At 69.9% G+C, this 15,297-nt stretch carries 9 protein-coding genes; 4 read left to right on the forward strand and 5 right to left on the reverse strand.

The window, feature by feature from the left end; all coding sequences use genetic code 11:
* The first annotated feature begins 405 nt into the window (after nt 1-405).
* Complete coding sequence (locus tag WME90_RS02160; protein ID WP_437279382.1) at nt 406-2,031, forward strand: protein kinase domain-containing protein; 1,626 nt, start codon at nt 406-408, stop codon at nt 2,029-2,031.
* Nucleotides 2,032-2,079: 48 nt separating this feature from the next.
* Here the strand turns inward: WME90_RS02160 and WME90_RS02165 are convergent, their stop codons facing one another.
* Both WME90_RS02165 and treS read right to left on the reverse strand, forming a co-directional pair.
* Nucleotides 2,080-2,634, reverse strand: a complete 555-nt coding sequence (locus WME90_RS02165) for a hypothetical protein (RefSeq protein ID WP_437279383.1) — start codon at nt 2,632-2,634, stop codon at nt 2,080-2,082.
* A 133-nt stretch (nt 2,635-2,767) separates the two neighbouring features.
* Nucleotides 2,768-6,163, reverse strand: a complete 3,396-nt coding sequence (gene treS, locus WME90_RS02170; protein ID WP_437279384.1) for a maltose alpha-D-glucosyltransferase — start codon at nt 6,161-6,163, stop codon at nt 2,768-2,770.
* A gap of 407 nt (nt 6,164-6,570) precedes the next feature.
* On the opposite strand from treS, the gene WME90_RS02175 reads away from it, so the two are divergent.
* Nucleotides 6,571-7,170 (forward strand): hypothetical protein, encoded by a 600-nt coding sequence (locus tag WME90_RS02175; protein WP_437279385.1) that lies wholly within the window; start codon nt 6,571-6,573, stop codon nt 7,168-7,170.
* A gap of 210 nt (nt 7,171-7,380) precedes the next feature.
* The gene (locus WME90_RS02180) at nt 7,381-9,003 is read left to right on the forward strand and encodes a serine/threonine-protein kinase (protein ID WP_437279386.1); all 1,623 of its coding nucleotides are present in this window, start codon (nt 7,381-7,383) and stop codon (nt 9,001-9,003) included.
* A gap of 26 nt (nt 9,004-9,029) precedes the next feature.
* Here the strand turns inward: WME90_RS02180 and gspC are convergent, their stop codons facing one another.
* From gspC to WME90_RS02195, 3 genes are all read right to left on the reverse strand, one after another.
* Nucleotides 9,030-9,989 (reverse strand): type II secretion system protein GspC, encoded by a 960-nt coding sequence (gene gspC / locus WME90_RS02185; RefSeq protein ID WP_437279387.1) that lies wholly within the window; start codon nt 9,987-9,989, stop codon nt 9,030-9,032.
* Between the two features lie 310 nt (nt 9,990-10,299).
* Entirely contained in the window at nt 10,300-12,090 is a 1,791-nt protein-coding gene (locus tag WME90_RS02190) for a cytochrome b N-terminal domain-containing protein (protein ID WP_437279388.1), read from the reverse strand.
* A complete protein-coding gene (locus WME90_RS02195) occupies nt 12,087-12,674 on the reverse strand; it encodes a ubiquinol-cytochrome c reductase iron-sulfur subunit (RefSeq protein WP_437279389.1) in 588 nt (195 codons plus the stop codon). Before WME90_RS02195 ends, WME90_RS02190 begins: the two co-directional genes overlap by 4 nt.
* 246 nt (nt 12,675-12,920) lie before the next feature.
* Here WME90_RS02195 and WME90_RS02200 point away from each other — a divergent pair, with 246 nt between their 5' ends.
* Nucleotides 12,921-15,287 carry a POTRA domain-containing protein gene (locus tag WME90_RS02200; RefSeq protein ID WP_437279390.1) on the forward strand — a complete coding sequence of 789 codons (2,367 nt, stop codon included), beginning with the start codon at nt 12,921-12,923 and terminating at the stop codon, nt 15,285-15,287.
* Nucleotides 15,288-15,297: the final 10 nt, after the last annotated feature.

Genomic DNA, 15,297 nt, shown 5'->3' on the forward strand with positions numbered 1-15,297 from the left:
CTTCTGGGCCTTGGGGTCTGTGCTCCGCTGGCGTCGCGGAGACTTTGGGAGGGCCCAAGGATCGACCTGCGACATGCATCCAGGTCCACCGCACCTGAAGCACTTGGTGTACAATGGAGCGGTGGCCGGACACCGGGGGTGTCGTCAAGAGCGCCGTGTGTGTGGTCACGTGCGTGCCGGTTCGATCGGGTCCATTTCGTTAGGACCATGACATCTACAGCCTGGGCCAGGTGCTCTGGGTCAGCGATCCGGCAATGGAGCGCTGCGCCAAGACGCCACGATGGTTGGCCGGGCGATGGAGCAACGCGGCACGCGTCTACAGGGGGCGCGGATTGTTTCCAGGCGTAAAAGTCTTTGCAAACTTCAGGTCAACGGGCTAATTAAGCTCTTATAGCGGGGGATGTCGTGAATGCAGGCGGCCAAACCATCTCTTCGACCCAGCAGGCGAGCAACAGCCTGCTTGGTCGATACCGCCTAATTGCAAAATTGGGCCGTGGTGGGATGGCGGATGTCTTTCTCGCCGTCTCTCGCGGGCCCGGGTCGTTCAACAAGCTCGTTGTTGTGAAGTGTCTCCGCGTCGGGATGGCGGACGACCCGCGGTACGTCCTGATGTTCCTGGACGAGGCCAAGCTCTCGGCCCGGCTCAACCACCCCAACGTCGTTCAGACCTACGAGATCGGGGGCGAGAGCGGCGGGTACTTCATCGTGATGGAGTACCTCGAGGGCCAGCCGCTCAAGGACATCGTGCGGGCGGTGGTGAGCGGCTGTCACGGCGCCGCGAGCTTCACGCGGGCGGCGTGGGTCAGGATCATCGCCGAGGCGCTGCGCGGGTTGCACTACGCGCATGAGCTGGCGGACTTCGACGGCGGACTGCTCGGCATCGTGCACCGCGACGTCTCGCCGCACAACATCTTCGTCACGTACGACGGTGCTGTGAAGATCGTCGATTTCGGCGTCGCGAAGGCGTCCCTCAACGCGGCGCACACCGAGAGCGGGACCTTCAAGGGCAAGATGGCCTACGCCGCGCCCGAGCAGGCGATGGCGAGCGCGGACGTCGACCGACGGGCCGATATCTTCGCGATCGGAATCGTGCTCTGGGAGCTCCTGGCGATGCGGCGGCTGTTCGATGGCGATCACATCGCCGTGATGCACCAGCTGCTCACGCGGGACATCCCCCGGCTCTCCACCGTCGTGCCGGACATCGACCCGGCGCTCGACGAGATCGTGGCGAAGGCCCTCCAGCGGGATCCGGATCGGCGGTTCTCCACCGCGCAGGAGATGGGCGACGCGCTGGAGAGCTACCTGCGGGTCTCGGGTGAGGACGTCCGCACGGAGCAGCTCGGCGCGCACGTGCTCGAGATGTTCGCGGAGAGCCGGGCGCTCGTGCGCCAGCAGGTCACCGCGCAGTTCGAGTACCTGACCTCGCTGGACGTCGCGGGCGATATCCAGCGCGCCTCGATGGTCGGGGAGTTCCCCCGCGCCTCGATGGTCATGGGGATGAACCGCTCGATGTGGCCCTCCGCGACCGCGGCCGGCTTACCCATCCTCAGCGATCACAGCAGCCCCGCCAACTACCAGCAGGAGCCCCCGGCCGTCGAGCCCGACAGCCTGGGTGCGACGGTGGGGCGCGTCTCGCCCTGGCGGCAGCGTGGGTATCTCGCCTCTGCGCTCGGCGTTGTCGCGCTGCTGGCCGCGGGGGCCTTCGCGATGTTCCGTGAGCGCGCGGTGGAGCCGGTTGCGCTGGAGCAGCCTGCCGCCGTGCCCACGGCTGCGTCGGCGGTCGATCCGAGCCCGTTGAAGGCCAAGGTCACGATCAAGAGCGATCCCGCGGACGCGAACGTGAGCTGGAACGGAACCATGCTCGGCAAGACGCCCCTCAGCGTCGAGCTGCCCCAGGGGATGCAGGTCGTCGTGGTGTCCAGGGCCGGTTGGGTCGACGTGTCGATCTTCCTGCAGCTCTCCGCGTCGGACGTCGTCGAGCGCACCGTCGCGCTCCGGCGTCAGGACGTCAACACGATACCCGCCAATTAGATCTCCCCGTCTCCCTGCGAATTCTCCCGAAAAATTCGAGGGGATGCTTCAGGTGCCGGCCCTGAGGACGCGCATGGAGGACCCTGCCCTGGCGGAGAGGCGGCGGACTTCTCGACCGAGCCAGTCGAGGAAATCGTGGTTCCACGGCGGCCTGTCGGGCCAGCGTTCGCGTATGCGGTCGGCCAGATCGAGATCCCAGCGCCCGTAGAGATCCACGAGCGCGTCGTGCGCCTCGCGGCCGGCCAGCGCTTCTGGGGCCCCGCGAGGCTCGCCTCCGTGCGCGAAGGCGTCATCGCAAACATAGTAGTTGCACGTCGCCGCGCGCCGATTGGGGGGGATGGTGCAGCCCTCAGGACCATGGAAAGCGCACCTCTTGGGGAGCGCCCGGCCATCGCTGTCCCGGGGCTCGACCCGCAGGATGAGCAGGCCGCGCTGGCCCGGGCGCAGGTTGCCCGCGGCCATCTGGTCGAGCAGCCAGCCTGCGCCGCCGAGCGAGACGATCCGCCCGATGTCCGACCACTCGACCCCCGGCGGGCTGGCGCAGCAGCCCGTCGGGCCCTGCGGGCAGGAGCCGCACAACGTCGAGTGCAACCGCGTATGCATGCCCGCGAGCTCCAGTCGGATCATCGCCCCACCAGCACTCCGAGAATAACGGCGCCTGCCGCTGCGTCCAGCGCCGCTGGCGCATCAAGAGATCGGGAAAAGAGGAGAGGGAGAGATGGAGAGCCCGGAGTGACTATGCTCTGGGCGTGATCAGGCGCTCCAGCCCGCGCAGCGGGATGTCCAGCCAGTCAGGCCGGTTGTTGAGCTCGTAGCCGACCTCGTAAATGCACTTCTCGAGCATGTAGAAGTCGATCAGGAGCACCGTGTCCGCGTCGCTCGCGGGCACGTACGGCGCCGCCTCGTCGGTCCGCGGCTCGGCGGTCACCTGAGCGCGCGCGACCGTCTCCATGTATCCCGCGAGGTAGCTCGCGGAGATCCACGCCACCCAGGCGTCCGTCCACGGCTTGAGGACGGCGACGTCCTCGGGCCGGAGGCGAGCGTCCCGGAGCGCCGAGGCGCCGGCGTAGTCGAACGAGCGCAGCATCCCGCCCACGTCCCGGAGCGGGCCGCGCTTGTAACGGCGCTCGCTCAGCGGCCTCGCCGGCTCCCCCTCGAAATCGATCAGGATGAAGTCGTCGCCGGTCGAGAGCACCTGGCCGAGGTGGAAGTCGCCGTGCGTCCGGATGCGGGGGACATCGAACTTCCTCGACACGATCTGCTGGAGCTTCGCGTTGATCTCGGCCTCGCGCGGCAGGATCGCCGACACCTGCTCTCGCACGCTCTCGGGGAGCGAGCGCTCGCGCTTCCTCAGGAGCGCGAAGGTGCGCGCGAGCATGCCGTGCGCCGACTGGAAGATCGACTGCTGGTGCAGCGTCGAGAACGACTGCTGCCCGAACGCGGGGTCCTTGCTCGGCTTGCCGAGCGTGAGGTGGAGCTGCGCGGTGCGCACGCCGAGCAGCCGCATCCTCACGAGATCGGTGCCCATCAGCTGGTTCACCACCGGAGGCGGCGCCGCGCGCGACGCGTCGACGAGCGTGCCGGTCGGCATCGGCGGCGCGCTCCCCTTCACCGACCCCTCGTCGGTGAGCACCCGCTCGAAGAATCGGTTCAGCGACTCGAGCGTGCTCGTCCATGCGTCGGTCTGGCTCTTTACGTACTCCTGGAGCATCGCCACCGTGGTCGCCTCGCGACCGCGGCCCTGGTACTCGATCGCCCCGGCGATCCGCGGCGTCGAGGGGAACTGCTGGTCCGTCAGGAACCTGCCGATCTCGAGCTCCGGGTTGATGCCCTCCTCGACCTGCCGGAAGATCTTGAGGAGCAGTTTGTCGCCGTAAATGATGGTCGTGTTGCTCTGCTCGCTCTCGGAGATGCGCGCCGGGAGCTCTCCTTCCGCGCCGAGCGACTCGAGCGTCGTCCCGAGGGGCAGCGCGTGGAGCTCGCCGGCGGCGCCGGCCGCGACGCCCTGCGCCCGGATCGCGGCGAGGATCAGCGCTGCGAACTCCGGGGTCGCCAGCGCGTCGTACAGGACCCCTTCGGGCGACGCGGCGTTCTCCGGGTCGGGATCGCGGATCGTGACGTCCGCGATCACCGCGTGACGCGCGCGCGTCGCGAGCGTCCGCGCGTAGTCGCCCGTGGCGAAGCCGATCGGCACGACGTACGTATCCGGCGAGCCGTCCGTGTACTCGACGCGCACGAGCAGGAGGTAGTGCTCCGCCGCGGTCTGCTCGCCGCGCACGATCGGGACGACGTCCGCGAGCGTCGTGGTGCGCCGGGTGCGCGCCTTGCCTCGGAACCATCGCCGCGCCGCGATGAACTTCCCGAGCGCCGGATCGAGCACCTTGCGCCCCTCGGGCGAGAGGAGCGTCCGCCACGAGCCCTTCGTCGAGATCGCGGGCGCCGCCTCGGCATCGCCCACGGACGTCGCCGGTGTGGCCGGCTCCAGCGCGAACCAGAAGAAGTCGTGTGGCCCGAGCGACAGGGAGTATCCGCGGCTCGTGATCTCGGGGAAGCGGCTCCTGCCGAACAGCTCGACAGGCACCATGCCCTCGAAGCGCGCGAGGTCGAGCTCGACGTGCTGCGCGTACCGCGAGAGGTTCGCGACGATGAGCAGCCGCTCGTCCGCGTGCGCGCGGATGAACGCGAGCACCTTGCTGTTGTCCGGGTGCAGGAACTCGATCGTCCCGCGGCCAAGCACCTTGTTCTGCTTGCGCAGGGTGATGAGCCGCTTCATCCACCAGAGGAGCGAAGAGGGGTTCTGCTGCTGCGCCTCGACGTTGATCGCCTCGTAGTGGTACTCGGGGTCGATGATGATCGGCAGATAGAGCTTTTGCGGGTTCGCCCTGGAGAAGCCGGCGTTCCGATCGGCGCTCCACTGCATCGGCGTGCGCACCCCGTCGCGATCGCCGAGATAGATGTTGTCGCCCATCCCGATCTCGTCGCCGTAGTAGAGGACGGGCGTCCCCGGCAGCGAGAAGAGCAGCGCGTTCATCAGCTCGATCCTGCGCCGCGTCTTCATGAGCGGAGCGAGCCGCCGGCGGATGCCCAGGTTGATCCGCGCCGTGTGCTCCTGCGCGTAGACGCGGTACATGTAATCCCGGTCCTCGTCGGTCACCATCTCGAGCGTCAGCTCGTCGTGGTTTCGGAGGAACGTCGCCCACTGGCAGGTCTCGTGGACCACGGGCGTCTGCTTCAGGATGTTGACGATGGGGAAGCTGTCCTCGAGCTCGACCGCCATGAACATCCTGGGCATGAGCGGGAAGTGGAAGTTCATGTGGCACTCGTCGCCGCTCCCGAAGTACGCCGCGGCGTCGGCAGGCCACTGGTTGGCCTCCGCGAGGAGCATGCGATCGGCGAAGTTCGCGTCGATGTGGCGCCTGAGCTTCCGCAAGAACTCGTGCGTCTCCGGCAGGTTCTCGCAGTTCGTCCCGTCTCGCTCGTAGAGATACGGCACGGCGTCGAGCCGGAGCCCGTCGACGCCCATCTCCAGCCAGAAATCGACCACCTTGAACACGGCGGCGTGCACGTCCGGGTTCTCGAAGTTGAGGTCGGGCTGGTGGGAGTAGAAGCGGTGCCAGTAATAGGCGTTGGCCACCGGATCCCAGGCCCAGTTCGACGTCTCGAAGTCCTTGAAGATGATCCGGGCGTCCTTGTAGCGGTGGGGCGTGTCGCTCCACACGTAGAAATCGCGCCAGCGCGAGCCCTTGGGCGAGGTCCGTGCCCGCTGGAACCACTCATGCTCGTTCGAGGTGTGGTTCAGGACGAGCTCGGTGATGACGCGGATGTCACGGCGGTGCGCCTCGCGCAGGAGGCGGGCGAACTCGCGCCGGGTCCCGTAAGACGGGTTGATGTTGGCGTAGTCCGCGATGTCGTATCCGCCGTCGCGCAGCGGCGAGGGGTAAAAGGGCAGGAGCCAGATCGCGGTGACGCCGAGATCTTGGAGGTAGTCGAGCTTGTCGACGAGCCCCTCGAAGTCGCCGATGCCGTCGGCGTTCGAGTCGCTGAACGCGCGGACATGGACCTCGTAGATGATCGCGTCCTTGTACCAGAGGGCGCTACCGTCGGCGGGAGGGGGCTTTTGATCCTGGCTCATGGCTGCTCCGGCGATGCGCGTTGTCCGCGCGACGACGCCGGGCGCACAGGATGCAGCGGCTCGGGCCCGGTGCGGCGTGAGCACGCCGCCTGGGCCAGAGGTGGCCAGGAGGCCAGGCACGCTGCGGAGTCCGCCGCTGGGCGCGCACTGCCGTCCCCACGCAGATGACGCGGATCACGTGTATAGTTTAACTACTCGGGATTGCAAGGCTACGCGTTCCCGACTTCGGTAGCACGCCTCGAGCGGGGCGCAAAGCGGCGCGGTTTGCACAGGGCTTGCCCCCCCGCGCGCTGTCGAGATCGCTGCTTCGTGAGCTCGGCCCACACGTCGAACCGCAGCCGGTGTAAGAAGCGCTGGCACATCGTTCTGCGATCGGGCGAGCTCATGCCCATCGAAGGAGCATTCTCATGATGCGTGTCTTCCACGTACTCCCGCTCTCCCTCGCCGCGCTCGGAGCGCTCGCGTGCTCGTCGACCCCCGAGCCGACGATCGACCCGAACAACCCGTGCCCTCCGGGCCAGTGGTGCGCCTCCGCCGTGCCGACCACGCCGGCGACGGCGGTCACCACGCCGACCACCACCGCCGCGCCCGCGGGCTCCGCCGCCACGCCGATCCCGCCGGTCGCCGCGGTGGCCGCGACGCCCATCCTGCAGGGGATGGGCACGACGGAGGCCCCGGGGATGAAGCCGGATGGCGGGCCGTTCGCCGGGCAGTTCCAGGAAGGCCAGACGCTCGAGCAGCAGATCAACATCTCGCCCGGCAAGTGCTACACGGTCGTCGGCATCGGCCTCGGGGTCCAGGAGCTCGACATCCAGCTCGTCTCGCAGGCCGCGCCGCTGCCGCCCGTCGTCCTCGCGCAGGACAGCACCACCGGCGCCGCGGCGACGCTCGGCGGCAAGGCTTCCGGCTGCTGGAAGAACCCCCTGCCGCTCGGCGGTCCGGGCAAGGTGATCCTCAAGGCGACGAAGGGCGCGGGGATCGCGGCCGCGCAGGTCTTCATCAAGTAACACGCCCCGCCGCGCGCCGGACGAGGCAGCCCGCACGCAGCGAGGCGCCTCCGCCCGCACACAGAGGAGCGCCGCTGCACGCGCGCAGGAAGGCGCCGCCGCCCGCACGCCGAGGAGCGGCGCCGTGCGTGCGCCGAGAGGTGCGCGCCTCGCGCGCGACTCTTCTATTCCCGCCGCCTGCGTCCTCCCCTAGAGCAGACGGATGGGGCCGTGGGCCTCGCGCGCGACGCCATGAGCGAGACCGTCTTCCTCGGCCCCGACTCCAGCAACACCTGCGCGCGGCCGCGCTGGGAGTGGCTGTCGCCGCGCCTCCCCCCGGACCTGGAGCAGGAGGCGACGAGGCGCGTCGCGTGGATGGCGCTCTGCACGACCGTGGTGGGCGCCCTCGGCTTCATCGTGTCGGAGCTCATCCCGAGCCTACAGCTCGGCCCTTCCACGATCCGCTTCGCGGTCTTCCTGCCGTTCCTGCTGGTCTCGGCCGCGCTCTTCGTCATTGCGCGGAAGAAACTCCTGTCGCCGCCGCGGATCGTCGATCTCTCGTTCGCCTACAAGATCCTGGGCGCCGCGCTGCTCTCGGTCGTCTCCAACGCGCAGCCGTGGCCGGAGGGCCCGATGTTGCCGGGGTGGCCGCCGGTGGCCGTCTGGGTGCTCATGTTCCCCATCATCGTCCCCGCCCCGAGCGTGCGCACGCTGTTCACCTCGACGCTGGCGATCCTCACCGATCCGGCCTGCCTCTGGGTGCTCGTCCGATCGGGCTTCATGGAGCCGCCCTCGAGCGAGGCGATGTTCCGCCGCTTCTTCCCGAGCGTCATCGCGCTCGCGCTCTCCGTCCTCGTGTCGCGCGTCGTCTTCGGGCTCGGGCGCAAGCTCGACGCGGCGCGGGAGCTCGGCAGCTACCGCCTCGTCGAGCGGCTCGGCGGCGGCGGCATGGGCGAGGTGTGGCGGGCGAAGCACCGGATGCTCGCCCGCCCCGCGGCCGTGAAGCTGATCCGGCCAGAGGCGTTCCAGGGCGAGCCAGCGAGCAACGGCAACGCGAAGGCGCGGTTCGAGCGCGAGGCGCAGGCGACCGCCGCGCTCCGGTCGCCGCACACGATCGGCATCTTCGACTTCGGCGTCGCCCGCGACGGGTCGTTCTACTACGTGATGGAGCTGCTCGACGGCATGGACCTCGAGACGCTCGTCAAGCTGGACGGCCCGCAGCCGCCCGCGCGCGTGGTCCACTTGCTCCGGCAGGCCTGCCACTCGCTCCACGAGGCGCACAAGGCCTTCCTCGTGCACCGCGACATCAAGCCCGCCAACCTCTTCCTGTGCCGCTACGGCGCGGATCTCGATTTCCTGAAGGTGCTCGACTTCGGGCTGGTGGCCGAGCGCAGGAAGGACGCGGATCCCTCCAAGCTGACGGCGGACAACGCGATCACCGGGACGCCCGCGTTCATGGCCCCGGAGGTGGTGCTCGGCGATCGCCCGATCGATGGCCGGACCGACATCTACGCGCTCGGGTGCGTCGCCTACTGGCTGCTCACGGGCGCCCTCGTGTTCGAGGCCGAGACGGCGATGAAGACCATGCTGCTCCACGCGACGGAGGTGCCCGTCGCGCCTTCGAAGCGCGCGGCGCGCGCGATCCCGCCGGCGCTCGACCGCATCGTGCTCGACTGCCTCGAGAAGGATCCAGCGAGGCGACCGCAGTCGGCGCGCGAGCTGTCCGAGCGGCTCGCCGCGCTCCGGATGGACGCCGAGTGGACCGAGCAGCACGCGGCGGCGTGGTGGGAGGCGGTCGCGCCGCCGTCGCTCTCGGGCCGGGCGGCCAAGGCGGCCGTCGACGCCTTCGGCTGAGCGCAGCGGGCGCCCGGTCCAGATCGTCAGCGGATGTTGAAGTCGACCGTCATCAGCTGCCCGCCGCGCTCGAGCGCGACAGACAGGTGGTTCGCGGTCCGGAGCCGCGCGTAAGCCTCGAGCGCCTTCTGCGGATCGGTGATGTCGAAGCCGTTGATCGACCTCAGGGTATCTCCGCTCTCCAGCCCGAGCGTCTCCAGCAGCGAGCCTCGCCGGATCCTGAGCTTCAGCCCGACGATCTGGTCTCCTCGCCGCTCCGGGATCACCCGGGCGGAGCGCATGAGGAGCGCCTGTTGCTCGAGGATCTGATCGACCGCCGCCCGGTCGACGTTGAACTCCGTGGCGCTCACCCGCCGGATGCGGGCGGCGATCTCCGGGGGGATCGAGCTCAGGTTGTTCTCGCCCCCGACCGGCCTCGCTTGCGGCCGGGGCTGCGGCGCTGGCGCCTCCTCGCGCGTCGTCTTCCCGAGCTTCCCGAGCTGCATCTGGCAGCGCGCGCCGCCCGCCGTGATCCAGACGCGGTCCCACGCGATGCGCGTGAGCGTGCCTCCCGCCGCGTCGCCTCCGAGCCGGCGGAGCTGCGTCCGCCCATCGCGATCCTCGATGGCCGCGAAGGACCATGCGGCGTCCTGCGACGCCGCGATGAGCACCACGCGTCCGGCGTCGCAGATCGGGTCGCTCCATGGGTCGCCGTGCGCCTCGGGCGCGCGCTCCTCGGGAGCGCCCCCCGGCCGCGGAAGGAGCGGCCCCGTCACCGAGTCGAACGGGTTGCGCTGCAGGATCGCTTCAGCGCTCGTCGCGCGGAGGCCGTCGGGCATCGCGCGGCGGGAGGCAGGGGGCGTGGCAGAGAGCCTTGTGGCTCTGTCCGGGATGATCGTCCTCCCGATCAAGTGCGACACCCCCGACGCCTGGAAGTAAGCGGCGGACGCGATCATCGTGCCCGCGATCCACAGGAAGTGGTGCTTCACAGCCGCGTCCAGATCCACGGATCCTGCTCTTTCTGGGGCGCGCTCGCCGCCGCGGTCGCGGCGAGCGCCGCGCGCACGCCTGCGTGGAGGCGACCGTGCACAATGTCGCCACCGGCCCTCCCTCGCGGAACGTGCAGCACCGCGCGTGCCGGCCCATCGCGCCGGAGCGATCCGCGCGAGGACCTGTCAGCGCGCGCGCCTTGACCCGAACGGATCGGCGCGCGTCAACGAGCCGCACGAGCGCCGAACGCGCGCCGCGCGGGCGCTCATCGAGAGGGGGAACGAGAGGTGGAGCGTGGGGGGCAGCGAGCGCGCGCGGGCGGCTCGCTCAGGGCTTCTTGTCGGGCGCCTTGGCGGCCGTCGCCCCGGGCTCGCCGCGGCCGCGGCGGTACACCCAGGCGGCGAGGATCTTCCGATCGTTCGCGGAGAGCTTCTCCTCGAACGCCGGCATGTGGCCTTCCAGATCCTTCGCCATGGCCGCCGGCGGGTAGGCCTTGCCGCTGCCGGGGTTCGTGATCTGCGCCTCGATCCAGGCGGCCGAGGCCCAGCCGCGGAGCTCGGGGGCGGCCGACTCCTCGTCGTCGGTCTTGCCGTCGAGCCGGTGGCAGCTCGTGCACCGCTGCCGGACCATCTTCTCTCCGGGCGTCCCGGCGCCGGGCTCCCCGCGCGCCTGCCCCTCGAGGAACGCGGCGATCGTCTCCTGGTCGGCCGCGCTCATCGGCGTGAACACCTTCGCCGCCTCGGGATCCGCGGGCGGCTTCACCGCCGACGGCATCATCTCCTTGAACGCCGTCTTGCCGAAGAGGTGGTCGGCGTCGGGATCCTTCAGCACCTCGAGCGCCCAGGCCTTCGTGCCGAACCCGGTGAGGTCCGGCGCCGTCTGCTTGTCCTTGGGCGGGCCGAGATCGTTCAGCCGGTGGCAGCTCGCGCACTCCTTCTTGTAGAGGTCCTCGCCGCGCGTCTCCGGATCGTTCCGGATCATCGCGAGCGCGCCCTCGGGCGGGACGCCCTGCTTGAACAGCGCCACCGCGCGCGCGGTCCGCGCGGCGGTCTGCGCCTCCGAGCGCTGGAAGGCCTCGTCCTTCGCGTCCTTCACGAACGACTTCCCCAGCAGGCCGACGGCCCCGAAGCCGATCAAGAACAGCGGCGCGAGCGCCGGGATCCGCGCGCGGACCGGGCCGGGCTTCTTGTCGATGAACGGGAGCAGGGCAAGGTACAGCCCGACCACCCCCGGCAGGCCGACGGTCGCGATGAGCTCCAGCGAGCCAGGGAAGAACTTCCGCAGCTCGAAGAGCGGGCGGAAGTACCAGGCGGGGCGGGCGTTGTAGTCGCTGACGGGATCCGCGGGCGCCTCGAGCGGGGCGCCGTGGTTCATGGCCGCGAGATCGAACACGACGACCAGCACGAGCGCCACGGCCAGCAGGATCAGGCCGAGCTGCTTCGGGTAGAACCGATCCGCCTTGCTGAGGTCGGCGCCGTGCGGCGGGCCGAAGCCGTGCTTGCGGAACTGCGCGAAGCTCGCGGCGAGCAGCAAGGCCATGACCGCCGGCAGCACGAAGACGTGCAGGCCGTAGAGCCGCGTCAGCGTCAGGTGACCGAGCGAGCTCCCGCCGATGACGAGCTGCTGCGTGAACGACCCGACCACGGGGACCGAGCCCATGATGCCCGTCTCGACGCGCGCGCCCCAGTAGCCGTCCTGGTCCCACGGGAGCGGGTTGCCCGTGAAGGCGAAGCCGAGGATCACGCCGAGCAGGCCGAGCGTCAGGAACCAGCCGATCTCGCGCGGCGCGCGGTACGCCCCGTGGATCGCGATCCGCGCCACGTGGATCGCGATCATGACGACGAGCGCCTGCGCTCCGAAGTAGTGGAGGCCTCGGACGAGCCACCCGGCGCGCAGGGTGAAGTTGATGTGCGCGACGCTCGCCCACGCCGTGGTCGCGCTCGGGGCGTAGGCCGACATGAGCAGCGCGCCCGTGACGACCTCGACGAGCAGCATCAGCGCGAGCGCGCCCCCCCAGACGTAGCCGATGCGCGCGCCGCCGGGGATGGGATCGTCGAGGAAGCGGCGCAGCGGCTCGCGGTGCCCGATGCGCTCGTTCAGCCAGTCGCCGAGGCTCATCCTGCGATCTCCTGGAGGTCGGCGACCCCGTCACGGTAGCGCCGGAAGTCCACCTCGACCCAGCCGTCCACGACCCTCGTCGCGAGCGGATCCATCGCGCGGGGGGACGGTCCCGTCTCAGGCGCACCCGTCAGGGCGAAGCGGGACGCGTGGCACGGGCAGTTGAAGCTCTTCTTGTCATCGTTGAGCTCGATCCCGCAGCCGAGGTGGGGGCACGTCGCGCTCATGGCGCGGATCTTCTCGCCCTCCCGGATGACCCAGATCGCGCCGAGCATCTGGTCCTTTGCGACCGTGAAGGCGTCGCGCTCCTCGCCGATCACCTTGAGCCGCCGCGGCTCGCCCGGCGGGAGATCCGCGAGGCGCCCGACCCGGACCCAGCGCTCGCGCCCGCCTGCGGCGCCGGCGTTGTCTGCGGCGGGACCCGCGATGAAGCTCGCCGCCGGCACGGCGATCGCGCCGGCACAGGCCAGACCGCCGATCGCCACGAGCGCCTTCAGGGCGCCGCGCCGCTCCTCGGGGGGCGGGCCTGCGGACGGCGCGCCGGCGCTCGCGGGCACCCCGTAAGGCCCGGGTTCGTGCGGCAATCCATGTCCGAGGTACCCACCGGCACCAGGTTCCTTTTGCGTCGGCTCTGCCATCTCGTAGGCTCTCCCTCGCTCGCGCCGCTCTCCGAAGGCCGCCCAGACTGGAGCGGGGCCATCGACGGCCGTAGCGGACGGCAGCATATCGAAAACACAGGCGTAACGTTGAATCCTCGCCATCGCGTACACCGGGGCGATTGCGCTTCGGCCGGCACAGCCGAAAGTTCTCTTTCAGTTGTCCAGGTCCTGATGCCTCGCCCTGTCGTTACAGCGCTCGCGATGTTCGCCGTGCTCGGAGCCTCCGCCTGTGCTGCTTCGCGTCAACCGCCGCCGTGTACGCGTCCCGACCTCAGCGGGTGCGCCATCGAGGACGTCTCGTTCGAGGGCGACGAGGTGATCAGCGGCGACGAGCTCGCTGCGCGGATCGCGACGGCGGAGAGCTCGCACCTCCTCGGCGGGGTGCTCGAGCCCGTGCCGATCCTGAGCATCTGGGACGCGCTCACGGTCGAGTACGAGCGGTTCGACCGGTTCGTCCTCGAGCGGGACCTGGCCCGCATCGAGCGGTATTACCGCGCGCGGGGGTTCTACGGGGCGCGGGTGCGCGCGGCGCGGGTGCAGCGCGTCGGCGGCCCCGGCAAGGAGGGGCGCGTGCGGGTGCGCATCGTCGTCTCCGAGGGCGCGCCGGTGAAGATCGCGTCGGTGGATCTCGCGTGGCGGGACTGGACCCTGGAGAAGGGCAGGCACATCGGCCGGCCGGTGACCGACGCGAAGGGCGAGCTCAAGGTCGGCGAGCGACTGGACGAGGCTCGGTACGAGGAGCTCAAGAAGACCTTGCTCCGGGTCCTCACGGATCGCGGGTTCGCCTACGCGAACGTGGACGGGCATGTCGACGTCGACCTCGTGAAGAACGAGGCGCGGATCCGCTACACGATCGAGCTCGGCCCCGAGTGCAGGTTCGGCAAGGTCAAGCTGGAGGGGCTCGGCGAGCTGCCCGAGGCGCCCGTCAGGACGGCGATCGGCATCGAGGAGGGCGAGCGCTTTTCGACCGCGGATCTGGCGGAGGCAGAGCAGGCGCTCGCCGACTTCGGCGTGTTCGGCGCCGTCGCCGTGAAGCCGGAGCTCGCGCCGCCCGGGCAGCCCAGGAACCCGGTCGTCCCCGTGACGTTCTCCGTGCAGCCGTCCGCGCTGCGCGCCGTGAAGCTCGGCGGAGGCGCCGAGGTCGGCTCGCGCGTCGAGGCGCACCTCGTCGCCGGGTGGGAGGATCGCAACTTCCTCGGAGGATTGCGCCGCTTCAGCGTCGAGGCCCGGCCGGGGCTCGTCTTCTACCCGGTGGAGTTCGCGAACCTGTTCGGCAAGGAGCTGGGGGACACCTTCCGCCTCCTGCCGGAGATCCAGCTCCGGTCCGAGCTCCGCCAGCCCGGCGCGATCGAGCGGCGCACGGCCGCGGTGCTGCGCGGCTCGTTCAAGCTCTACTGCCCGCAGACCGGTGAGTTCTGCACAAAGCCGGAGGAGCAGAAGGGCGCCGGCAAGGGGGAGTCGGGAGCTGCACCCAGTCCGGATCAGGAGGCTCCGGAACACGCGATCGTCGGTTACCGAGAGTACGTGGGATCCATCGGCGTGGAGCGGCCCTTCCTCAAATCGGACCTGAACGCGGCCCTCCTTTACAACGTCCAGCTGAACAGCCCGTTCACCTACAATTCGGCGCGGCTGCCCTCGGGGTTCGGGACGCTCTTCATCCCTTACCTCCAGGCGCAGGTGTCTTATGACCGCCGCCTGAACCAGGCGGGCAAGCCCGACAGGATCTCCCCCCATCACGGCTATTACATCGCGCTGGACACGCAGCTGGCGGGTTATCTGGGGTTCGACACCGCGATCGCGGAGGCCCTTGTCGGCGAGAAGGTGGAGGACGAGCGGGACAGGAGGTTTCACTCCGCGCACGACGTCCGCCTTCAGCCCGAGTTTCGCGCCTACTTGCCCGTTTCGAAGAGATGGACCCTGGGGTTCCGCCTGATGACCGGGTGGCTGTTCACGGGCGACTACGGCGACGCCTCCCTGGATCCGGCGACGTGCGACGCCCTCGCGGGCGTGGACGGGGATCGTTGCCGGAGGGACGTGGGGGTCGACCTTCAGCTGATGCAGTTCCGCGGGTTCTTCAGCGGCGGCGCGACAAGCAACCGTGGATACGGGTACAACGAGGTCGGCCCGCACGCCCGCGTGCCGAGCACGACAGCCGATGGCCGCACGGACGCGGAAAACGCCCCGCTCGTCCCCATCGGCGGCAAGCTGCTCTGGGAGGCGAGCCTGGAGCTGCGGATACCGCTCGGCGAGAGCTTCGGTACCGTGTTCTTCGCCGACGCCGGCGACGTCACCCGGGAGCACCGGCTCTTCCGCTCGGAAGCGCAGCGCCTGCACCTCTCGGCGGGCTTCGGGCTGCGCTACGTCACGCCGGTCGGACCGCTGCGCTTCGACGTCGGCTACCGCGTCCCCTGCCTGCAGGTGCTCGGCGTCTGCCGCGAGAGAGCTGCAGAAGGCTGGCCCGACGACGAGCCGCGCCCGGCCAAGCTGTTCGACGTGCTGCCCGTCGCCGTGAACCTGGCGATCGGCGAGGCGTTCTGACGCGCGGCGA

The organism is Sorangium sp. So ce375 (assembly GCF_051473855.1).
Taxonomy (GTDB): Bacteria; Myxococcota_A; Polyangia; order Polyangiales; family Polyangiaceae; genus Sorangium.